Source organism: Bradyrhizobium sp. CCBAU 051011 (assembly GCF_009930815.1).
Classification (GTDB): Bacteria; Pseudomonadota; Alphaproteobacteria; order Rhizobiales; family Xanthobacteraceae; genus Bradyrhizobium.
Map to the genome: position 1 here is coordinate 3,497,315 of NZ_CP022222.1, position 22,474 is coordinate 3,519,788.

Annotated in this window: 20 protein-coding genes; 13 read left to right on the forward strand and 7 right to left on the reverse strand. The window is 60.2% G+C overall.

The annotated features are described in order from the left end of the window. Nucleotides 1–40 precede the first annotated feature (40 nt). Together ACH79_RS16530 and ACH79_RS16535 are read right to left on the reverse strand one after the other, a co-directional pair. Entirely contained in the window at nucleotides 41–1,201 is a 1,161-nt protein-coding gene (locus ACH79_RS16530) for an iron-containing alcohol dehydrogenase (protein WP_161851929.1), read from the reverse strand. 37 nt (nucleotides 1,202–1,238) lie between these two features. Further along, a complete protein-coding gene (locus tag ACH79_RS16535) occupies nucleotides 1,239–1,817 on the reverse strand; it encodes a TetR/AcrR family transcriptional regulator (protein ID WP_161851930.1) in 579 nt (192 codons plus the stop codon). 387 nt (nucleotides 1,818–2,204) lie between these two features. Between ACH79_RS16535 and ACH79_RS16540 the strand changes: the two genes are divergently transcribed. Together ACH79_RS16540 and ACH79_RS16545 are read left to right on the forward strand one after the other, a co-directional pair. Continuing rightward, entirely contained in the window at nucleotides 2,205–3,404 is a 1,200-nt protein-coding gene (locus ACH79_RS16540; RefSeq protein ID WP_161851931.1) for an ABC transporter substrate-binding protein, read from the forward strand. A 147-nt stretch (nucleotides 3,405–3,551) separates the two neighbouring features. Continuing rightward, nucleotides 3,552–5,354: an AMP-binding protein gene (locus tag ACH79_RS16545; protein ID WP_161851932.1), complete on the forward strand. Its 1,803-nt coding sequence runs from the start codon at nucleotides 3,552–3,554 to the stop codon at nucleotides 5,352–5,354. A 132-nt stretch (nucleotides 5,355–5,486) separates the two neighbouring features. Here the strand turns inward: ACH79_RS16545 and ACH79_RS16550 are convergent, their stop codons facing one another. After that, nucleotides 5,487–6,002, reverse strand: a complete 516-nt coding sequence (locus tag ACH79_RS16550; protein ID WP_161856399.1) for a helix-turn-helix domain-containing protein — start codon at nucleotides 6,000–6,002, stop codon at nucleotides 5,487–5,489. Between the two features lie 239 nt (nucleotides 6,003–6,241). On the opposite strand from ACH79_RS16550, the gene ACH79_RS16555 reads away from it, so the two are divergent. Next, entirely contained in the window at nucleotides 6,242–6,874 is a 633-nt protein-coding gene (locus ACH79_RS16555) for a 2-hydroxychromene-2-carboxylate isomerase (RefSeq protein ID WP_161851933.1), read from the forward strand. An 81-nt stretch (nucleotides 6,875–6,955) separates the two neighbouring features. Next, the gene (locus ACH79_RS16560; RefSeq protein ID WP_161851934.1) at nucleotides 6,956–8,155 is read left to right on the forward strand and encodes a CaiB/BaiF CoA-transferase family protein; all 1,200 of its coding nucleotides are present in this window, start codon (nucleotides 6,956–6,958) and stop codon (nucleotides 8,153–8,155) included. Nucleotides 8,156–8,188: 33 nt separating this feature from the next. Here the strand turns inward: ACH79_RS16560 and ACH79_RS16565 are convergent, their stop codons facing one another. Both ACH79_RS16565 and ACH79_RS16570 read right to left on the reverse strand, forming a co-directional pair. Then, entirely contained in the window at nucleotides 8,189–8,866 is a 678-nt protein-coding gene (locus ACH79_RS16565; protein WP_161851935.1) for a glutathione S-transferase family protein, read from the reverse strand. Between the two features lies 1 nt (nucleotide 8,867). Continuing rightward, complete coding sequence (locus tag ACH79_RS16570; protein WP_161851936.1) at nucleotides 8,868–9,611, reverse strand: SDR family NAD(P)-dependent oxidoreductase; 744 nt, start codon at nucleotides 9,609–9,611, stop codon at nucleotides 8,868–8,870. 224 nt (nucleotides 9,612–9,835) lie between these two features. On the opposite strand from ACH79_RS16570, the gene ACH79_RS16575 reads away from it, so the two are divergent. The 7 genes from ACH79_RS16575 (at nucleotide 9,836) to ACH79_RS16605 (ending at nucleotide 16,813) form a co-directional block, all read left to right on the forward strand. Then, nucleotides 9,836–10,639, forward strand: coding sequence for an AMP-binding protein (locus ACH79_RS16575; RefSeq protein WP_246738566.1), 804 nt, complete (start codon nucleotides 9,836–9,838; stop codon nucleotides 10,637–10,639). 14 nt (nucleotides 10,640–10,653) lie between these two features. Continuing rightward, the gene (locus ACH79_RS16580) at nucleotides 10,654–11,391 is read left to right on the forward strand and encodes an SDR family oxidoreductase (protein ID WP_161851938.1); all 738 of its coding nucleotides are present in this window, start codon (nucleotides 10,654–10,656) and stop codon (nucleotides 11,389–11,391) included. A 16-nt stretch (nucleotides 11,392–11,407) separates the two neighbouring features. After that, the gene (locus tag ACH79_RS16585) at nucleotides 11,408–12,589 is read left to right on the forward strand and encodes an acyl-CoA dehydrogenase family protein (protein ID WP_161851939.1); all 1,182 of its coding nucleotides are present in this window, start codon (nucleotides 11,408–11,410) and stop codon (nucleotides 12,587–12,589) included. Between the two features lie 22 nt (nucleotides 12,590–12,611). Next, entirely contained in the window at nucleotides 12,612–13,742 is a 1,131-nt protein-coding gene (locus tag ACH79_RS16590) for an acyl-CoA dehydrogenase family protein (RefSeq protein ID WP_161851940.1), read from the forward strand. A gap of 51 nt (nucleotides 13,743–13,793) precedes the next feature. Continuing rightward, complete coding sequence (locus ACH79_RS16595) at nucleotides 13,794–14,981, forward strand: acetyl-CoA C-acyltransferase (RefSeq protein ID WP_161851941.1); 1,188 nt, start codon at nucleotides 13,794–13,796, stop codon at nucleotides 14,979–14,981. Between the two features lie 49 nt (nucleotides 14,982–15,030). Further along, nucleotides 15,031–16,044: a nitronate monooxygenase family protein gene (locus tag ACH79_RS16600; protein WP_161851942.1), complete on the forward strand. Its 1,014-nt coding sequence runs from the start codon at nucleotides 15,031–15,033 to the stop codon at nucleotides 16,042–16,044. Nucleotides 16,045–16,159: 115 nt separating this feature from the next. Next, nucleotides 16,160–16,813: a flavin reductase family protein gene (locus tag ACH79_RS16605; protein ID WP_161851943.1), complete on the forward strand. Its 654-nt coding sequence runs from the start codon at nucleotides 16,160–16,162 to the stop codon at nucleotides 16,811–16,813. Here ACH79_RS16605 and ACH79_RS16610 read toward each other — a convergent pair. Together ACH79_RS16610 and ACH79_RS16615 are read right to left on the reverse strand one after the other, a co-directional pair. Further along, on the reverse strand, nucleotides 16,810–17,916 hold the full coding sequence (locus ACH79_RS16610) for a multidrug effflux MFS transporter (protein ID WP_246738567.1): 1,107 nt from the start codon (nucleotides 17,914–17,916) through the stop codon (nucleotides 16,810–16,812). The two genes, ACH79_RS16605 and ACH79_RS16610, sit on opposite strands and share 4 nt — an antisense overlap. Before the next feature lie 213 nt (nucleotides 17,917–18,129). Then, on the reverse strand, nucleotides 18,130–19,329 hold the full coding sequence (locus ACH79_RS16615) for an acetyl-CoA C-acyltransferase (protein WP_161851945.1): 1,200 nt from the start codon (nucleotides 19,327–19,329) through the stop codon (nucleotides 18,130–18,132). Between the two features lie 172 nt (nucleotides 19,330–19,501). On the opposite strand from ACH79_RS16615, the gene ACH79_RS16620 reads away from it, so the two are divergent. Together ACH79_RS16620 and ACH79_RS16625 are read left to right on the forward strand one after the other, a co-directional pair. Continuing rightward, nucleotides 19,502–20,125: a TetR/AcrR family transcriptional regulator gene (locus ACH79_RS16620; RefSeq protein WP_161851946.1), complete on the forward strand. Its 624-nt coding sequence runs from the start codon at nucleotides 19,502–19,504 to the stop codon at nucleotides 20,123–20,125. Nucleotides 20,126–20,139: 14 nt separating this feature from the next. Further along, a complete protein-coding gene (locus tag ACH79_RS16625; protein ID WP_161851947.1) occupies nucleotides 20,140–22,461 on the forward strand; it encodes a molybdopterin-dependent oxidoreductase in 2,322 nt (773 codons plus the stop codon). Nucleotides 22,462–22,474 lie beyond the last annotated feature (13 nt).

Consider the following 22,474-nt stretch of genomic DNA (forward strand, 5'->3'; position numbering starts at 1 on the left):
AGATTACCTTCCAATCTTGATCCATCGTCGCTGATGGCGGCTAAGCTGCCATTCGCAGCAGATCGATGATCTCGGCTTCGTCTTTGAAGGGCCTCGGATTGGCCTGTACGAAGCGATGATTGATTGCGATCTTGCTAATCGGATCGAATTTGTCTTCGCCTATGCCGACATCAGCGAGGCGGACAGGTAGTCCAAGCGATTTTGTGAATGCTGCAAAGGCATCTGAAGCTTCGGCACCCGGGGCGCCAAGAGCCGTCGCCAAACGCTTCTGCGCATCCTCGGTGAATGGCTTGTTGTAGCGAAGAAGGCTCGGCATGATGACGGGTGTGCAGTAGTAGTGGGGAACCCCGAAGGTGCCTCCAAGCACATGGCCAATGCCGTGGCTTGCTCCCATCGGGACGCGTGCCTGGAGGCCATAAGACGCGAGCCATGAGCCGTATTGAGATAGTCGACGCGCCTCCAGATCGTCAGCTTGCTGCAAGGTCCGGAGCATTCCCTCGCGCAGAATGCGGATGCCCGCCAAGACGACTTCATCAGCTAACGGGGTGCCGGCGGGCGAACACAATGCTTCGATACCGTGATCCATCGAGCGCGTTCCCGATCCCATCCAAAGGTTCGATGGCGTTTGAAGGGTGAGGGCAGGATCGAGAATGATCGCCAGAGGCATCATTTGGGGGTGGAAGAAGATCTGCTTCAACTTATGGCGCTCATCCGTGACGAGCGCTGCTGCATTGTATTCGCCACCATTCAGGGTCGATGGTACCGCGATCTGTCGGACTGTGGGCGAAAGGAACGGAGAGAAGTTTACCCCCGGGCCCATGGGAAATGGATCGAAACCGGCTTCATCGCGGATATCATGTTCCATCGCCATGATGACGATCTTAGCGAGATCGATCGCGGAGCCTCCCCCAATAGCCACGATTAGATCAGCTTCTGCGTCATTAGCTTGGCGGGCCACCTCGGCAGCCTGCTTACGCGTCGTATGCTGCGCAATTCCATCGAAGGTCGCCACATGTTTGTCGCCAAGAGCACGACGAATCTTCTCAATCTCATCCGTCTTGGTGTTCAAGGTTCGACTGACGATGAGGAAGATGCGTTTAGCATCGAGTCGCACCGCCTCATCTTTCAAAGCGTCGGCCGCAGCTCTGCCATAAACGACACGATCGATTGCCGGAAAATTATGGATCCCGGATTTGCGCATTTTTTTGTCCTCCATGAATTTATAAAATAACTAGCCATCAAGCGGCGGCAGCTTCGCGAACCTGTTTGGCCGCCGCCTTCAGAAGGGACTGAGCCAGATCGGGGTCGTTGACGACGCGCGACAGCATCAGCGCACCTACCATCGTCGAGAGAATGGCCATCGCTTTGCCTTTGGGATTCTTGCCGTTGGTTTCGGCAATCAATCGGCTGAGGATTTCGAGATGGTCTTTGATCCCGGCTTCGAATGACGCTTTCACGTCGCTGCCCTGTCTGGCGGCATCTGAGCCGAGCGCCACGATCGGGCAGCCGTCCATCTTTTCATCGCGATGGTCGGCGCTGAGGTAGAACGCGACCACTGCGCCGAGTGGATCCTTAGGTTTCGCCGCGGTCGCGGCCAACCATCGGAGGGTGGCGCTCTCCAATGCCCGCCTGGACGACTGCGCCGCCAAGTCCTGCTTTGACGCGAACTGCTTATAAAAGGCGCCTTGGGTGAGCCCGGCACCCTTCATCAGATCCTTGAGGCCGATGCCATCAAAGCCGCACTCCCGAAACAGGCGACTTGCGACATTGATTACAGTTTCGCGGTTTTCCGCAGCCTGAATGCGGCTCACGCGCATTGTAGGTCTCCCGTGTTTAGATTGCAGTCGAAATCTATATCAGGTATAGAGTTCGAACGCAATCTATCTGGTGAAGCCGCAGCCATAAAAGTGATGCGTCGAAGTTAGTTCGATAACAGAATGGACACGCGCGCTGGACGAGACGGTATCCCCGTGACTTCCCCGGCTGGCGTTCGACGTCCGATTGCGCGTGGTCTCCATGAGGCGATGGCCCAGCAAAACGCAGATTTGCCGGAATGGTTTAACTCTTAAGTTTCAGTCCGCGCCCCCGAGACCGCGCTAGCGGGCCGGGGAGCGATATTCTAAATTGCTTGACGAGTTCGAAAAAAGAACTGTAGGCTGCAGCAGCGACGTACCCCGGAAGGTGCGCGTTTGGGAGGACGAGCAATGTTGATGAAATGGAAGGCCGTGGCGGCTCTGGCTTTACTGTTGAGCGGGCCTGCATTCGCGGCTGAAGAGCCCGGAATTTCAGCGACGGAGATTAAGGTCGGCGGCGTTTTTCCCTTCAGCGGACCGGCGTCATCGATCGGTCTCGTAGGGAAGGGACTTATCGCCTACATTCAGTTGGTGAACGACCGCGGCGGCATTAACGGACGCAAGATCAACTACATCGCATACGACGATGCATACAGCCCTCCCAAGGCGGTTGAGCACGTTCGCAAACTGGTCGAGAGCGACGAAGTGTCGTTCATGTTCGGCCAACTCGGCACCCCGGGCATCTCGGCTACGGCAAAATACCTGCGGTCGAAAGGGGTGCCTAGCATCGCAATTATCAGCGGGTCATCCAAGTTCACGGACGTCGCCAATTACCCGCTGACCACGACAGGTCTTGTCAGTTACGACACCGAAGGCAAAATCTATGCAAAGTATCTGACGAAGGCACTGCCAAACGCCAAGTATGCAATCCTCTATCAGAACGACGACCTCGGCAAAGACTATGTCAACGCCTTCAAGGCGTTTCTCGGAAAGGATTTCGACCGAAAGGTCGTGACTGCTTCCTATGAGGTCACCGAACCGACGGTTGATTCCCAGGTCGTCAACCTGAAGAGTTCTGGTGCCGACGCTCTTGTGATCGCCGGCACGCCGAAGTTCGCAGCCCAGGCCATCCGGCAAGCCGCGGTGATCGGCTGGAAGGCGACCGTCATCATCAATTTCCCATCCAGCTCTGTCGGAGGCACGCTCGCACCCGCCGGTCTCGACAAATCGGTCGGCGTGATCGTCGGCACGACCAACAAGGATATTCTGGATCCGACCTGGAAAGATGACCCGGGCATGCAGACCTACCGGGCATTTCTGGACAAGTATTTGCCGGGCGTCGATATCACCAATGGCAGCTATCTGACCGGCTATCAGCAAGGCTTCCTGCTCGAGCAGATTCTAAAGCAATGCGGCAAGGATCTGTCCCGCAAGAATATTCTCGCGCAGGCCAAGAACCTCAGGGATTTCGTCGTTCCGACTGTGCTGCCCGGCATCAAGGTCAACACGACCGACACCGTGAACATGATCTGGACACAGATGCGATTGCAACGATGGACCGGCACAAGCTGGGAAGGCTTCGGGGAAGTGCTGGACGCCAGGTCCGAGTGACCTCGCATTAGCGAAGCGACGGGCGCGGTAGTTAGCGGGGGCGAACTGCCGACCGGTCCGGCCGGGCACAGCAGCGATGGGCATCAGGGTTGAACCTCGTCTCGCGCGCTCATCGGACCATCACAGCAATTCAGGAGGTCGTTTTCGATGTCGACGAAGGCACTGACGTTTGCGGCGAGGGAGCTTTCCATCGAGCGTCGAACCGACGGAACGCTCGTGTTGAGCTCGCCCCTCGAATTGGGGAAGTGTGACTGGCGCATCACGGATTTTCTTCCGAGCTGGGCAGGTTCCGTTCCGGATAGAATTTTTCTCGCGCAACGCAATGCGAATGGGGGGTGGGACGAGATCACCTATAGCGAAGCATGGTTGCAGGTTCAGGCGGTCGGCCAAAGCCTGATCGATATGGGCGCAAAGCCGGCTGACAAGCTGGCGATACTTTCAGGAAACTCCATCGAGAACGCGGTGATCTCGTTTGCCGCAATGTCGATAGGGGTGATCCTGGCGCCGATATCGCCAAACTACACGCTGATGCCCGGCGGCCTGGCCCGTCTCAAGGATATCGCGGAAACGTTGCGCCCGAATTTCGTTTTCGTTCAGAGCGCGAGCGGCTTTTCCGCCGGGCGCTCCATTCCCGAACTGGCAGCCGCGACCTGGATCAGCGTCGATGGTGGGCCGGACACCGTGCCTTTCGGCGCACTGACATCCCGAACCGGGAGCGAAGGCTTTGCGGATGCTTCAAGGGCAATTTCTTGCGACGCCGTTGCAAAGATTCTCTTCACATCCGGTTCGACCGGTTTCCCCAAAGGCGTGCTCAATACCCACCGCATGATGGCGAGCTCCTTGCAAATGGGAAGTCTGCTGGTATCTCCTCCGGACGCGCCGGTGCAGGTTGAGTGGTTGCCCTGGCACCATACGATGGGCAGCAACGTAATCCTTCACAGCATTCTCAAGAATGGCGGGACGCTCTACATCGACGATGGCCGGCCGCTGCCTCAGCTCTTCCACAAGACGATCGCGAATCTCAAGGAGATTTCGCCGACCGCCATGTTCAACGTACCGGCCGGCTATAATCTCTTATGTGACGCAATCGAGAACGACCTTGATCTTGGCGCCAGCGTGTTCAGGCGGATGGACAGATTGAGCTATGCCGGGGCTGCAATCTCGCAGGGCACGCTTGAAAAACTCTATCGGCTGTCATCGTCGATCACCGGCCGGCGAATTCCGGTCATGTCAGGCTACGGCACCACCGAAACGGCCCCGACAATCAGTACGACCCATTGGGCGACGGACCAGCCGGGAGAGATCGGTCTTCCCGCGCCGGGTCTTAAGTTAAAACTCATCCCTGTTTCCGATACTTACGAGGCAAGGGTCAAGGGACCCAACGTTACGCCAGGTTATCTCGGAAGGCCGGATTTGACCGAAAAGGCCTTCGATGAGGAAGGGTTCTATCGCATCGGCGATACCGTCTCGTTTCTGGATCCTCAGAAGCCGGAGCTCGGGCTGCGTTTTACAGGCAGAATTTCCGAGAATTTCAAACTAACGAACGGCACGTGGGTCTCGATCGGGAATATGCGCGCGGCGATCTTGGCTGCAGCGCGCGGTGTATTGCTGGACATTGTCGTTGCGGGAGAAAATCGTGAATCGTGCGCGCTGCTCTGCTGGTTGAATCCTACCGAGGCAGCGCGGATTTCGAAGACCCCAGCGTCGGATCTGACCTGCGACCCTCTCGTGATTCAATTTCTGAAGGGTCGTTTTCAGGAATACAACGAAACCGTTGGAAGCAGTGAAAGAATCTGTTCATTCTCGCTGCTGAAGGATCCGCCGTCATTGGCGGCGGGAGAAATCACCGACAAGGCCTACGTCAACCAACGTGCTGTGTTGAAGCATCGCTCTGACCAGGTCGAGCGTCTCTACTGCAACGAAGCAAATCGAGATGTGATCCAGGTTTGAGGGCGAGTTCAGCCGTCCGCGACCGTTGCCGGACATCTCGTGTCCGCCAGGTGGCGCCTTCAGATATCGCCCTGCGCTGTGAACTGCTGAGCATGGCCTTCGATGAGGTATTCCCCGGGGTGTGCGGCCACCTCAAGCGGCTTGGCGCCGCGGCTTTGCCCTTGGCTTCTCTGGCCCCTTTGTTGCCGGGGTTGTGCTTCGGGCACCGGGGCCGGGATGGGTATGAACCTCTTTGGCCGAAAGGGGCTCGCCGCATTCGGAGCACACCATGACTGGATCAAAGTTCTTGCCGCATTTGCGGTGCTGGTGCAGCAACGGCCGCCCGCGTTCGTCGACCATGTGGGTGTCGCCCCAATGCACAATCGCCATCATGATCGGATAGAGATCGAGACCCTTCTGCGTCAGGATATACTCGTGGCGTTTAGGCGACTCCTGATATGGAATGCGGCGCAGCACGCCCTGCCGAACCAGCTTTTTCAGCCGCTCTGCGAGCAAATGGCGCGTGATTCCAAGCGCTGACTGAAAACCCTCGAAGCGGCGCGTACGCAGAAAGCATTCGCGAAGGATCAGAAGCGTCCAACGGTCACCGATCACACCGATGGTTCGAGCCATCGAACATGGCTCTTGCTCAAGTTCATCCCATTTCATTCCTGCTCTCCGGTCGGTAGGCGCCTGTTCCGCCCGAATCAATCCAGGGAACCGCGCCGCCTTTACCATTCTAGATAGGTACTAAATGCCAAACAATACCCCGCGATCAGTTGAACGTAGCAGAATTCAGCGTAGATTTGACAGTTCAATTTTAGAACTGTATGAACGAATGGTAGCCAAGGTTCGGTTCGAAGATCAACAAACCCGACCACCCACTTCGCTCTGCGGGAGGAACTGACATGCCCCTGAAAGTTGAATTCCTGTTCGATTTCGGCAGCCCGAACGCTTACCTCGCGGAACTGGTCCTTCCGGGGATCGAGCGGCGCACCGGCGTGAAATTCGAATACGTCCCGGTTCTGCTCGGCGGCATCTACAAGGCGACCGGCAACATGTCGCCGTTCGACTCGCTTCGCGGAATCAAGAACAAGCCGGAATACCAGGCGCTCGAGACCCAGCGTTTCATCCGCCGCCATAACATCACGAAATTTCGGCAGAATCCCTTCTTTCCGGTCAACACGCTGATGCTGATGCGCGGCGCCGTCGCGGCTCAGTTCGAAGGCATGTTTGAACCCTATTTCCGCGCCGCCTATCATCATATGTGGGAAGAGCCCAAGAAGATGGATGACCTCGAAACCTTCCGGAACGCATTCATCTCCTCAGGCATCGAAATCGACCGGTTGATTGCGCGTGCGCAGCAGGATGACGTCAAGAAGGGGTTGATCGATCGAACCACCGACGCAGTTAACCGTGGAGCATTCGGCTCACCGACTTTCTTCGTTGGAAAGGAAATGTTCTTCGGCAAGGACCAGCTCCGTGACGTCGAGGAGTCGATCGTCGAACAGACCAGGCAACCCGTTTCCAAGACGGCCTAGTAGTGGCCACTGTCCCAGGTTAAGTGGCGAAAGACAAAAACCCTCGGACCTAAAGCAGAAGTAAAATCAGGGAGAATGCCCATGCCTGGCCCGCTTAGCGGTGTTCGTGTCCTCGACCTGACCGGCGTTGTGTCGGGCCCATTCGCGACCATGTTTCTGGCGGATCAGGGCGCCGACGTCCTGAAGATCGAGCCGATCGGCGGCGACATCACCCGCCGCAGCCGTGCCACGATCGATAAGGACGGCGAGTTCTCGGCGCTGTTCATCTCTTCGAACCGCGGCAAGCGTTCGCTGTCGATTGACGTCAAGAGCGCGGCTGGCTGCGAGGTGCTCGCCAGGCTGGTCACGCAGGCTGACGTGCTGGTGCAGAACTTCCGGCCCGGCACCATGGAGCGCCTCGGACTCGGGGTGGACGAGTTGCGCAAGCGGCATCCGCGCCTGATCTACGTCTCGATCAGCGGCGTTGGCGATACCGGCCCGTACGTGAAGAAGCGCGTCTACGATCCGATCATTCAGGGCCTGTCGGGCTTCGCCGATATCCAGTCCCAGCCGGTCACAAATCGTCCGCAGATGATCCGCACGATCGTATGCGACAAGACCACCGCGGTGTTCGCCGCACAGGCGGTGGCGGCGGCGCTCTACGCCCGCGAGAAAACCGGGCAGGGCGATCATATTCAGATCGCTATGCTCGACGCGATGATTTCCTACCTGTGGCCGGAAGGCATGATGCAGTATACGGTCGTCGGCGCCGAGGCCGCCGCCGCCGACCCCAACGACCGGCCCGATCTGGTGTTCAAGACCAGCGATGGCTACATCACCGCCGGTACTATTTCGGATTCCGAGTGGCAGGGCTTTTGCCGCGCCTCCGGCGATCCCGAACTTGCCAACGATCCTCGGTTTGCGACACCATCGGCGCGTTCGGTCAACGCCACGGCGCGCATCAACAAGATGGCGGAATACATTGCTCAACACACCACCGCCGAATGGCTGGAGCGCCTCGACGCTGCCGACGTGCCGTGCGCGCCGATCCTGCGCCGGGGCGAAATCATCCACAATGAACAGGTGATCGCGCGTCAAATCATCGCGGAGTTCGATCAGCCGAAGGTCGGGCGGGTAAGGCAGCCGAAGCCGGCGGCCCGCTTTGAGATCAATGAGGCCGCGATCGGCGGGCCTGCTCCCCGGATCGGCGAGCACTCGCGCGTCGTGTTGCGGGAACTGGGTTACGACGACAGCGCCATCGACAAGATGGTCGCCGGACGCAGCGTTCGCGTGGCCGTCTGAACCGAAGCCCTGTTCGCGACCGGCGAACCTCTGTTAGCCTTTCGCCGCGGCCGGGGTAATCGGTGACACCGGGACATTCGCGGCCACAGCCCGCCGATAAGCCTCCCGCCCCTGGATACGTTCGAGATAGGGTTGCGCGTTGTCGCAAATACCAACGCCGTAAGCGATGGCCCAATCCAGGCAAGTCGTCAGCAGGATGTCAGCGCTGGTAAATTGGTCACCCATCAAGAACGTCCGCCCATCTGCCAGCGCCACCTCAACGTGTCGTAACTGTTGCCGAAAATACTCGCCGGCTTGTGCGACGACTTCGGGCGCAACTCCATAGATGTGGCCCAATGCGTCTGCGCGATGGCGGCGCATGACGTAGAGGCTGGTGGAGTCGAGTTCGGCCACGATGAAGAAGCACCATTCCAGCCAAGCGGCGAACTCGCGCTGGGTTATGGGAATCAGTGAACGGTCGGGCGTCGAATAGGTTCGCGACAGATAGGCGACGATCGCGGCGCTTTCGCCGATGCAGAAATCGCCGTCCTGCAGCAAGGGGATCTTCTGGCGGGGATTGAGCCTGGTGTATTCAGCGGTTTTGGTCTCGCCTGTCCGCGGCCCGATTGGCTTGGATTTGTAGGACAAACCAAGTTCGTGCATGGCCCAGTGCGCACGAATGGTGCGGCTTGTGCCAACGCCCCACAGGGTCAGGTCTGGCGTCGCGCTCATGTTACCACTTCTCCACGGATGGACGGAGATCGAGCTCGTGGGTCCAGCCATCCCTGCTTTGCTGGTGGGTGAACCAATAGGCGTCTGCAATGGAAGACGTCTTGGTCAGGCTATCCGGGGGAATTTCGCCTGGCTCGATCCCCTTCGCCGCTTTCATGCGCTGGTGAATCGCCTCGCTGTCGACGCCGGCGTCGATCAGGAGATGAACGACGTGAATATTCTTCGGTCCGAGCTCGCGCGCCATCGCCTGAGCTACTGCCCGAAGTCCGAATTTGGCTGATGAAAATGCCGCAAACCCTGGACCGCCACGCACGCTGGCGGTGGCACCTGTAAAGAAGATGGTGCCGCGTTGGCGCGGAACCATGACGCGGGCCGCCTCACGTCCGACCAGGAAGCCGCCGTAGCAGGCCAACTCCCAAGCCTTGAAGAACAGCTTCTCGGTTGTATCCAGCAATGGCTTGTTGACGTTCGATCCCGCGTTGAAGAGGCAGACCTCGATGGGCCCCAACTCCTTCTCGATTCGCGCAAATATGCCTTGGACCTCTGCTTCCTGGCGGGTATCGACGCTGAAAGCGTGAATGTTATGCCCCGCAGCCCTCAGCTCGCCCACAAGCCCCTGCGACTTGGATGCATCGCGCCTGCAGATGCAAACCGTATAGCCGCCCTTCGCAAAACGCCGGGCGACCGCCGCTCCGATGGCGTCGCCTGCGCCTACCAGTATCGCAACGCCGTGCCTCTCTGCCATTCCGTTTCCTACATAAGTTCTGATTTGATACTGTAATAGTAGCGGCGGCAGGATACGTTGTAAATTAGGCTTTTCGCTCTCCCCGAACGAATAATTGGGCAGCCACGTTGTCCCTTAGGAACCTCGCGATCTGAATTAGGGATTGACGAGTTCTAAAAAAGAACGTTAGATAATTGGCGAACGGCCGCGCTGCAAAGCGGCACGGTTTGGTCGGGAGGTCGGTCGTGGCGGAGCTTTCAAAGGCGATCAATCTCGACGAGATTGCTGTCGGCTCGCCGCGCCGCGTCCATGACGTGACGGCAAGGCAGGTTGCCGAAGCCCCCGACCGGATCGCACTGGTCGAGAACGGGGCGTCCAGGAGCTACCGAGATCTGGAGCTGCGCGTTGGAGAGATCGCTACCGTCCTCTCCTCGTTTGGAATCAGAACGGGCGACTTCGATGTGCTGCGTTCTCACCACGTGGTTGGCACGTTGCTGCCGGGAGTGGAAGGGCGCCTCAGAACGATCGACGGCATACCACTCTCAAAGGAACAAGTCGGAGAACTCCACGTGCGCGGGCGCAACGTGGTGCGCGGCTATTGCCGTGCTCCTGACCTTTCAGGCAAAGTGATCGACGGCGAAGGCTGGTTCAATACCGGTTATGTTGCCCGCTTTGACGGCGATTGCCTGTACATTCTCGGCCGTACCAAGGAAATGATTGGCGCCCTCTCGGCCAAGATCGAGGCAATTCTCAATTCACGCAAGGACGTGCAATCCGCCGTCATCGGACGAGGCCTTAATGGCGACGGGGAGCTTGTCGCATTCGTGCAACCGTCGCCAGGATCGCGCGTCAAGGCGGCGCATCTGATACATTCCATCGAGCCTTGGCTCACTGCCTATATTCCGCTGCCGAAAATCGTCGTCGTCGATGTCTTACCGGGAAGCTCAACCGGCAAGATGCGCGAGCATGAACTCGCGGCCTGTTTCCATCGCGACCGAGCTGCTGCCAGGCAGGCGGCGAGATTCCAGCGACGAACTCACTTAACCTGACCGGGAGAACGCCTTTGCAAAAGAGAAACGCAACCGTGGCCGTGATCGGCGCCGGGGACTTTATCGGCGGCGAGATCGCAAAGAAGTTCGCCTCAGAGGGCTTCACGGTTTTTGCCGGGCGCCGTAACGGCGCCAAGCTCGAGCCCCTCGTCAAGGAGATCGAGAAAGCCGGCGGCGAAATTCACGCGCGCTCCCTCGACGCGCGCAAAGAGGAGGAGATCATTTCCTTCCTCGGTGATGCCGATAAGCACGCGCCGCTCGAGGTTTGCATCTTCAACATCGGCGCTAACGTCAATTTTCCAATTCTGGATACCACCGAGCGCGTGTTCCGCAAGGTATGGGAGATGGCTTGCTACTCCGGCTTTCTCGCCGGCCGGGAAGCCGCGCGGCTGATGCTGCCGCGCGGCAAGGGCAATATCTTCTTCACCGGCGCGACCGCGAGTCTGCGCGGCGGGGCGGGTTATGCGGCGTTCGCCAGCGCCAAGTTTGGCCTGCGCGCCGTGGCACAGGCGACCGCACGCGAGTTGGGTCCCAAGAATATTCACGTGGCGCATCTCATCATTGATTCCGGCGTCGACACCGAATGGGTGCGCCAGCGGCGGATCGAGGCGCTCGGTCCGAATGCCCTCGACGATCCCGATGCTTTGATGCCGCCGTCCTCGGTCGCAGAATCCTATTGGCTGCTTTATCAGCAGCCCAGAAGCGCCTGGACCTTTGAACTGGAGATTCGTCCCTTCGGCGAGAAGTGGTAGCGGGAGCCTTCTCACGATGGAACTCAATCTTTCCAGTGAAGACGCTGCGTTTCGTGACGAGGTGCGCGCTTTTATTGCGGAGAACTATCCGCAGGAAATGCGCGTTCCAAACCCCGAGACCGATTTGACCAAGGAGCAGTCGCTGCTCTGGCACCGCATTCTCCACAAGAAGGGTTGGATTGCTCCGCTCTGGCCCAAGGAATACGGCGGCCCGGGCTGGTCGGTCACGCAACGCTTCATTTTTGAACAGGAGACCTCACGCGCCGGAACGCTGCCGCCGCTGGCGTTCAGCGTCACCATGGTCGGCCCGGTCATCTACACCTTCGGCAATGATGCGCAGAAGAAGAAGTTTCTGCCGCGGATTCTCTCCGGGGACGACTGGTGGTGCCAGGGCTATTCGGAACCGGGCTCCGGCTCCGACCTGGCTTCCGTTCGCACCAAGGCGGTGCGCGACGGCGACCACTACATCGTCAACGGCCACAAGACTTGGACGACGCTGGCCCAGCATGCCGACTGGATCTTCTGCCTGGTGCGGACCGATCCTTCGGCAAAGCCCCAGGCCGGCATCTCCTTCCTGTTGATCGACATGAAATCGCCCGGCGTCACGGTGCGGCCCATCATCACCATCGATGGATCGCATGAGGTGAACGACGTCTTCCTCGAGGATGTGAGCGTCCCCGCCGGGAATTTGATCGGCGAGGAAAACAAGGGCTGGACCTACGCAAAGTTTCTGCTCGGCAACGAGCGCACCAGCATGGCCGGGATCGGCCGGTCGACACGTTATCTGGAGCGTCTCAAACAGATCGTGAGAGCCGAAGTCGGGGAGGACGATCCGGCGTTCGGGGAGTTCATCAGGGAGATCGCGCGCGTCGAGCTCGATGTGCTGGCCTTGGAGGCGACTGAATTGCGCATCATTGCGCAGATGTCGCGCGGCATCGATCCGGGACCGGCGGCGTCACTGTTCAAGATCAGGGGCACCGAGATATTCCAACGCATCACCGATCTGACGCACCAGGCGATCGGCAATTACGGTCTGGCCATCCGTGAGCACCCGGTAAGCGCCAACCGCTTCATGCCGGGGCCGGACTATGGACACACCGCGGCCGAAAAGTATCTGAACTCCCGCAAACTCAGTATTTACGGGGGATCGAACGAGATACAGCGCAACATCATCGCGAAAGCGGTTTTGGGTCTCTGATTACTTCGCACGAGGCATATCGATGGATATTCAGTTGACCGAAGAACAGGAATTGCTCCGTTCCAGCATTCAACGGTTTCTGCGCGAGCAATATGATTTTGACGAACGCCGCAAGATCGTTGCGACCGACGAAGGCTGGAGCCGCAGGCACTGGAAATCCTTTGCCGAACTCGGGCTCTGCGCCGCGCCGTTCCAGGAAAGCTCCGGGGGCCTTGGTGGCGGCTCGCTCGCGACGATGATTGTGATGCAGGAGTTCGGCCGTAACCTCGTCGTCGAGCCTTATTTCGAGACGGTTGTTCTCGCAGGCGGTCTGATCGAGGATGTCGGCTCGGCCGAGCAGCGCGAAACATTCCTGCCGAAGATCATGGAGGGCGATGCAATATGGGCCCTAGCTTGGGCGGAGGGACGATCACGTTATGATTTCAACAACGTAACCACCACGGCACGCCGCCAAGGGAACAAATTTGTACTGAGCGGAACCAAAGCTGCGGTGGTCGGTGCGCCGTGGGCCGACAAGCTGATCGTCTCGGCGCGCACGTCGGGCGGACCACGCGATCGTCAGGGCGTGAGTCTGTTTGTCGTCGATCGCCATGCAGCCAATCTGCATCTGCAGAGCTTCAAGACGATCGACGGCCGGCGCGCTGCTGAACTCACGCTGATGAAAGTCGAGGTGCCGGCCAGCCAGATGCTGGGGAGCGAAGGCGAGGGCGTCGCTGCCCTGGAGGCGTGCCGCAATCGCGCCATCGCTGCGCTTTGCGCGGAAGCGGTCGGCGCCATGGCGGAGCTGAACTCGGCGACGCTCGAGTACAGCAAGACGCGCAAGCAGTTTGGTGTTGCGCTGGGAACGTTTCAGGTGCTGCAGCACCGCATGGTGGACATGTTCATCGCGCTTGAGGAGTCGATTTCGCTCACCCAGCATTTGAATTTAACGCTGGCATCGAAGGAAGCGGACGGATCGAAACTGGCATCCGGCGCCAAGACGAAGGTAGGCTATGCCGCGCGCTTCGTCGCGGAGCAGGCCGTGCAACTGCACGGCGGCATGGGCATGAGCGACGAGTTGAACGTCGGCCACTACTTCAAGCGAATAAGCTCCATCAACGTCCAGTTCGGCGATCCCGCCTATCATCTGATGCGGTACGCGCAGCAGAGCTAAATGTCCTTCCAACGCAGCAATCGACTACCGTACCCCGACCAGAGGTAAACAATGACCGAAGCCGTAATCGTCTCGACTGCTCGCACCCCCATTGGCAAGGCCTACAAGGGCGCCCTCAATAATACCGAAGGCGCGACGTTGCTGGGTCATGCCATCTCCGCTGCATTGTCACGCGCCAACGTGGAGGGCGCCGAAGTCGAGGATGTTGTGATGGGTTGCGCCATGCAACAGGGCACGACAGGTACCAACATTGCACGCAAGGCGCTGCTGCGCGCCGGACTCCCAGTCAGCGCGGCCGGAACCACCATTGACCGGCAATGCGCATCTGGTCTACAGGCGATTGCCTTGGCTGCGCGCTCGGTCATTTTTGATGGCGTGGAGGTTGCCATCGGCGGCGGCGGCGAATCCATCAGCCTGGTTCAGAACAACCAGTTCAACGGCTTTCATGCCGTCGATCCCGAACTGCTCGCGATGAAAGGGGACGCCTACATCGCGATGCTGGATACTGCCGAAGTCGTCGCGAAACGCTACAATATCTCGCGCGAACGTCAGGACGAATACAGCCTCGAGAGTCAGCGGCGGACGGCGGCAGCGCAGCAGGGCGGTCGCTTCAACGACGAACTCGCGCCGATCAAGACCACGATGGCGGTCACGGACAAGGCGACCGGCGCTGTGTCGTATCAGCAAGTGACACTGTCGGCCGACGAGGGGCCGCGTCCCGATACCACGGCCGAGGGTCTTGCTGGCGTCAAGCCGGCAAAGGGGCCCGGCTTCACTGTTACCGGTGGCAATGCGAGCCAGCTCTCGGACGGCGCCAGTGCCGCCGTCATCATGAGCGACAAGCTGGCCGCACAGAAAGGATTAAAGCCACTCGGTATCTTCCGCGGCTTTGTCGCAGCAGGCTGCGAGCCCGACGAGATGGGAGTGGGGCCGGTCTACGCCGTGCCCCGGTTACTCAAGCGTCACGGGCTTAAGATCGATGATATCGATCTCTGGGAGCTGAACGAGGCATTTGCGGTGCAGGTGATCTATTGCCGCGACAAGCTCGGGATCGACCCGGAAAAGCTTAATGTCAATGGCGGATCGATTGCAGTCGGCCATCCCTACGGCATGACCGGGGCGCGGCTGGCCGGCCATGCCCTGATCGAGGGCCGCCGGCGCCAGGCCAAGTATGCAGTTGTTACCATGTGTATTGGCGGCGGCATGGGTGCCGCGGGCCTCCTCGAAATTGTCCACTGACGAACAACGAGCCAATAAGGCCGTAATTTCTAACCTATCGGAGGTACACGTGAAGACAGCAATCACCGAGATGTTCGGCATCGAACATCCGATCATTCAGGGCGGAATGCACTATGTGGGATTCGCCGAACTCGCCGCCGCGGTGTCGAATGCCGGCGGGCTTGGAATCATCACCGGCCTGACGCAACGGACGCCTGAACTGTTGGCCAAGGAGATCGCGCGCTGCCGCGACATGACGGACCAGCCGTTCGGTGTGAACCTTACTTTCCTGCCGAGCTTCACCGCGCCGCCATATCCGGAATATATCGCCGCTATCAAGGAAGGTGGTGTCAAGGCGGTGGAGACCGCCGGGCGCAGCCCCGAGCAGTATATGCCGGCGCTGAAAGCCGCCGGGATCAAGGTGATCCACAAGTGCACCTCGGTGCGGCACTCGCTCAAGGCGGAGAAAATCGGCTGCGACGCTGTCAGCGTCGACGGCTTCGAATGCGGCGGCCATCCCGGCGAGGACGACATCCCGAACATGATCCTGCTGCCCCGTGCGGCGGACGAGCTGAAGATTCCGTTCGTGGCGTCGGGCGGCATGGCGGACGCGCGGAGCCTCGTCGCGGCGCTGTCGATGGGGGCTGCCGGCATGAACATGGGTACCCGCTTCATCGCCACCAAGGAAGCGCCCGTCCACGACAATGTAAAGCAGGCACTAGTCAAGGCGACCGAACTCGACACCGTGCTGGTCATGCGCGCGCTGCGCAATACCGAGCGCGTCTTGAAGAACAAGGGCGTCGACGATCTGCTCGAGATCGAGCGCGACAAGGGCGCAAGCCTGAAGATTGGCGACATCCACGAGCAGGTCGCTGGCGTCTATCCGAAGGTGATGATCGACGGCGACATGGACGCAGGCGCGTGGAGCTGCGGCATGGTCGTAGGGCTCATTCGCGACATTCCGACGGTGAAGGAACTGATCGACCGCATCATGGCGGATGCCGAGCGAATCATCCGTCAACGCCTGACTGGTTTCCTCGATGGCGCCGAGCAAAGGCCGGCTGCCGCCCGGGCGATCGCGTAGCGGGATGTTCTAACGAGGCGATACCCACGCACGGTTGTGCGTGGGGTGATTGTTATGGTGAAGCTCGATTGACCAGCAATGGCTGGCCTTCGGCAGTCTCGGCGGAGGGGAGTTTATGGATCTGGCCGACTTCCACTACTACGAGCCTTCGAAGGGCCACGGGCTCCGACATAATCCATTCAACGCGATTGTCGCGCCGCGTCCGATTGGTTGGATTTCGTCACGCAATGCGGCTGGTCAACTGAACCTCGCTCCATACAGCTTCTTCAACGCGTTCCTCTACGACCCTCCGATAATCGGGTTCTCCTCAATTTCGTGGAAGGACACCGTCAAGAACGTCAGCGAGACCCGCGAATTTGTTTGGAATCTAGTTACGATGGATCTTGGCGAGCGCATGAACGTGACGGCGACGCCGCTCGATCACGGCGTGAGCGAGTTCGAAACAGCAGGGCTGACGCCAATCCCCGGGCGCCACGTAGCGGTGCCGCGGGTAGGCGAGAGCAGGGCCGCGATGGAATGCAAGGTCGTCGAGGTCTCTCAGTTGGCGAATGCGCGCGGTGAGAAGGTCGAAGGATGGTTCGTACTCGGCGAGGTCGTCGCAGTATACATCGACAAGTCCTTGATCGAGGACGGCGTCTACAACACTGCACTTGCGCGCCCCATACTGCGCGCCGGCCGTGGTGGAGATTACCTCGAAGTCAGGTCGGAAAACATGTTCGAGATGAAGCGCCCGCCTGGCAGCAGCAAGCCGGAATTCCACGGCACCTAATGGGGAGCAGGTGACCTCAGGCCCCACGCGTACAGGCCAAGTGCGAGCAGTGAAAACGCGCTCAACACGACGCCGAGCGCGAACATTGCTTCATGCGACACCGTGGCTGCAAGCCATACGCCGATTGCAGCGTTCATCATCTGCCAGAAACCCAGCAGCGCCGAGGCGGCGCCGGCCTTCTCCCCGAATGGAGAGAGAGCCCGCGCGGTAGCCAGTGGACTGACAACGCCCATGCCGAGGAGAAATACGCACATCGCGCACAGAAACGGCAAGAAAGTCGGGCTGATCATTGAGATGAGCAGTATCGCAACGCTACTGGCGGCCGTCGCCCACAGTCCTGCCCGGATCGGGCGATCGAGCCCGTAGCGTGGCGCCAGTTTCGTCGCCAGCATACCCGCGGCGAATACGATGAAGACAGTGCCGGCGAAGAAGAGGCCGAGCTCGATCGGCGTGAAGTGCATCGCTTCAATGAACAGGCGCGGTGCAGCTGAAAACATAGAGAATAGCCCACCGATGATCAGGCTCGCGGTTGCAGCTGGGATAACGAAACGACGATCGCCAATCAGGCCAACATAGGTTCTGGCGATGGCGACCGGATTGAGCGGCGTGCGGATCGAATGGTGGGTTTCGCCGAGGACGATGCCGTAGGCAATGGCGCCAGCTGCGGCAAACGCCGCGACAAGAGCGAATTCGGAGCGCCAGCCAAAACTGTGATCCAGTGCGCCGCCAAGCAGAGGCGAGAATCCGGGCGCTGCGGACATCACGATCATGATTAGCGCCATCGCACGCGCCAGTGCTGGCCCGCTGAACATGTCGCGGGCGATCGCGCGAGACAACACTGACGTCGCGCAAGCGCCAGCAGCCTGGACGATGCGGCCGACCAGAAGATTAGGTAGATCATTTGCCAGACCGCACCAGACGCTGCCGCCGATGAACACGGCAAATCCGATCAGGACTGGCCAGCGTCTCCCGTAGCGATCCGAAAGCGGTCCGACCAGGAGTTGGCCTATCCCGAACACCGCAAGAAAGACGGTGATGGCGGATGTGACCGCCGCGCTGGTGACATTCAATGAGATCGCAATTTGTGGCAGCGACGGCAGCAAGATGTTGGTCGCGAGCGTTCCCATGGCGGCCAGGACGGAAAGAACTGCGATCGCCAGGCCGCTGGAGACGGGAACGTCCCTCGGCACGCTTTTGGTCGTTTGGCACTGGCCAGCCATGGGAACTTTCGCGCTGATAGGGATAGGCAGGTCACAAGGCGGCGAGTGACGCGGTTCGCGCCGCTCGCCGAGCCCTTTCTGGTCGGATCGGCCGTGCTACCTGCGGACGACGCGCTCGATCGCGATGGCGGTGGCTTCACCGCCACCGATGCAAAGGGCTGCAACGCCGCGTTTGAGGTTCTGCGCCTCCAGCGCATGCAGCAGCGTCACGATCAGGCGCGCGCCGGTGGCACCGATCGGATGACCGAGCGCGCAGGCGCCGCCATTGACGTTCAGCTTCTCCCGGGGGATGCCGAGATCCTTCTGTGCGGCCATCGCCACCACGGCAAAGGCTTCGTTGATCTCGAACAGATCGACATCGCCGACGCTCCAGCCGACCTTGTCCAGCAGCTTGCGAATGGCCGGGATCGGCGCGGTGGTGAACCATTGCGGTTCCTGGCTGTGGGTGGCGTGGCCCTTGATCTCGGCCAGTACGGGGAGGCCGTCGCGATCCGCGAGCGAGCGCTTTGCAAGAATGAGCGCCGCAGCGCCATCGGCATTGGCGGAGGAGGCGGCCGGCGTGATGGTGCCGTTGGCGCGGAACGCGGCTTTCAGCCCGGGGATCTTGGCGGGATCGACCTTGAGCGGGTGCTCGTCATTGGCGATGATCCGCGGCCCGGTCTTTTCGGTCAGTGTGATCGGCGCGATCTCGGCTTTGAATGCGCCACCCTCGACCGCCTTGCGGGCGCGGGTCAAAGTCTCCATCGCGTAGGCGTCCTGGTCCTTCCGGGTGAATTGATAGGCTTCCGCGGTGGCCTCGCCGAAATCGCCCATCGAGCGCCCGGTCTCGTAGGCGTCCTCGAGCCCGTCCATCATCATGTGATCGATGATCCGGTCATGGCCGGCGCGGTAACCGCCGCGCGCCTTGGCCAGCAGATAGGGCGCATTGCTCATGCTCTCCATGCCGCCGGACAGCACGATTTCGGCGGAGCCTGCATTGATGATGTCGTGGGCCAGCATGGTCGCCTTCATGCCGGAACCGCAGACCTTGTTGATGGTGGTGGCGCCGGTGGCATCCGGCAGTTTGGCGCCGCGGGCGGCCTGGCGTGCCGGCGCCTGGCCTTGTCCGGCCGGCAAGACGTTGCCCATGAAAACCTCATCGATCCGCTCGGGCGCCAGCTTGGCCCGTTCCAGCGCCGCGCCGATCACGTGGGAGCCGAGCTTGTGGGCGCTGAGAGGCGACAACTCGCCCATGAAGCGGCCGAGCGGCGTGCGGGCGGCAGAAAGGATGACGACGGGGTCGGAAGCGGCGGCCATGGCGAACTCTCCTGTTGATAGATGTTGTTATATGACGATAGTCATATAAGATAGCCCGCATTGCAATGAAATGTTGCCGTGAACTTTCAAGGAAGCGCGGTTCCAGAATTGCTTCGAGGGGATGGGGACGGGTTGTGCAGCCGATCGCCTTAGGACCTTGCACGGAGTGGCAATGCGATACGTAGAAGACCACAGGCGTCAAACCCACGATCGGATCGTTGAAAATGCCTCCTACGGTTTGCGCCAAAAGGGCGCGGAAGGGCTCAGTGTTGTCGACTTGATGAAGCTCGCGGGTCTGACCCACGGCGGCTTCTATAACCATTTCGAGTCGCGTGCCGCGCTTGTCAGGGAGGCGATCGCCTTTGCGATGGACCAAACGACTGGGCGATGGAAAAAACTGGCGAACGGGAAGGCCGACGGGGAACGCTTCGAGGCGTTGGTCGCCGATTATCTTAGTCCCCGGCATCGCGACAATCCTAAACACGGTTGCGCGCTTCCAACCCTGGCCGTCGATGTCGCGCGATCGAGCCCGAGCGAGCAGCAGGCCCTGGCTTCCAAACTGGAGAAGATGATCGATGCCCTTGTCGAGTTGCTTCCCGGTGAGCCACCTCGACAGGCCCGCCAAATCGCGACAGGCGCTATCGCAACCATGGTGGGATCGATCGTGCTGTCGCGTGCCGTCGGCGCGGGGAAACTTTCCGACCGCATCCTCGATGCCGGACGCAGGACCGCAGGCGGCCGGACTCGGAAGCCGCAACGAAGAACAACAAAGGCGACGCGCTGCGAAGAATCATAACAAGGGAGGTCAAAATGACGGCCGGCAAATGGCTCAAGACGGCCTGCAACCTGTGTTACATCAATTGCGGGGTCGAAGTCTTGGTGAACGAGGGGCGCCTCGAGAAAGTACGGGGCGACCGTTCGAGCCCGAAATCACAGGGCTACCTGTGCAACAAGGCGACCCGGATTCCATATTATGCGCATCACCGGGATCGGCTCACGACGCCGCTGCGTCGTCGCGCCGACGGCGGCTTCGATGAAATCGAGTGGGACGTGGCGATCGCAGAAATCGCGGAGCGGCTGCGAGACATCGTCGACAGATATGGCGGCAAGAGTATTTCCCTTTACGGCGGCGGCGGGCAGGGCAACCATGCCGGCGGTGCCTACGCCAGTGGATTGTTGCGCGCGCTGGGTTCTCGCAGCGTCTTCAACGCCCTTTCGCAGGAGAAAACCGGTGACTTCTGGGTCAATGGCCACATGTTCGGCAGCCAGACGTGCCACACCGCCGAGGACGTCCATCATTGCGATCTCTTGCTGGTCATCGGTGCAAATCCCTGGATCGCGCACGGCTTCCCCAATGCGCGCGATCATCTCAATCAGATCCGCAAGGATCCCGCGCGCAAGCTGATCGTCATTGATCCCAGGCGAACGGAAACCGCCGAAATGGCGGATCTGCATCTCGCGGTTCGTCCCGGTGCCGACGCGTTTCTCCTTGGCGCGCTGCTGGCCACGCTTGTCCGGTCCGACCGGATCGATCACGCGTTCATTCAGGAGCACACGATCGGCTTCGATGAAGTGAGGCAGGCGCTGTTAAACATCCCCGTTGAAGAATGGGCTGCCGCTGCCGATATCTCGATCGCTGACCTGGAGCGTTGCGCCGCGATGATCGTTGCGGCGAAGGCCATGGTGGTGCGGGTCGAGCTTGGTATTCAGCAAGGCATCAACTCGACACTCAACTCCTACCTCGAAAAGCTTCTGATCATGCTTTCCGGCAATTTCGGCCGTAAAGGCACCAACCAATTGCATAGCTGGCTTCAACCGCTATGGGGTAACTCTCCGAACCAGACATTCGCGCCGACCGGCGACGCGATTATTGGGGGCCTGTTGCCGCCCAACATTTTCCCCGAAGCGGTGCTCAAGGACCATCCCGACCGGTTGCGCTGTGCCTGGATCGACAGTTCCAATCCCGCCAACACGGCCGCAAACACCGAGGCCGTGGAACGCGCGCTGCGCTCGCTCGACCTATGCGTTGTGGTCGACGTTGCGATGACCGAAACCGCACGGCTCGCGCATTACGTTCTCCCGGCGTCCTCACAATTTGAGAAAACCGAATTCACCCTGTTCAACTTCGAATTTCCGACGAACTATTTTCACGTTCGTGCCGGTGTATTGCCGCCGCTCGCCGGCACCTTGCCGGAGCCCGAGATCTACACGCGGCTTGCCATCGCCCTGGGGCTTCTACCAGGTGACAATGTGCTCGCGCCCCTGCGGGAGGCGGCGCGGCGTTCCCGAGCCGAGTTCGCTATCGCCTTTCGTGCTTTCATCGCGGAAAACCCCGGCGCAGTCGCTGCCCTGGTGCTCTACCATACGCTGGGGCAGACGCTTCCGGACGGCACCGCGGCCGCGGCACCCTTGTGGGGGGCGGCGCTGGCTTGCGCGAAGCGATCGCCGCAAGCGGTGCGACGGGCGATCGGCGCATCGGACGAGGTGGCGGATCACCAGCTCGGCGATCTCCTGTTCGACACTATCGTAGCCACCCGGCAGGGCACGCCGGTTACCCGGCACGACTATGACGAGGTCTGGTCATTGATCAGCCATTCGGATCGCAAGGTTCGGCTGGTGGTCCCGCGGATGCTGGAATGGCTCGCGCGTCTCGATCCACGAGCAGCGGGCGCGCCAAAGGAGTTTCCGTTCATGTTGGCAGCCGGTGGCCGCCGCATGTTCAATGCCAACCAGATCTTTCGCGATCCCGCGTGGCGTCGCGAGGATCCGGACGGCGCCATGTTGATCAATTCGAGCGATCTGAACGAGTTGGGCGCGAAGGATGGTGACTGGATCGCCGTCGAATCGGTGGTCGGGCGGCTCGTCGTCCGTTGCAAGGTCGATGACGCCATGCGGAATGGCCAGCTGGCGCTGCCGCACGGCTACGGTCAGGCATACCCCACATTGGACGGCGAGCGCCTTGTCAACGGGCCGCGTATCAATCTGCTCACCGAGAGCGGCAACCGCGATCCCATTGCGGGCACGCCCTACCACAAGAACGTCGCGGTTCGTCTGGCTCTGGTACCCGTGCACGAGGCTGCCGCCTATCAGTCGCAGTCCGAGCGAATTCATATGAAAGCAGCCGGACAATAGCTCGAAGGGAGCG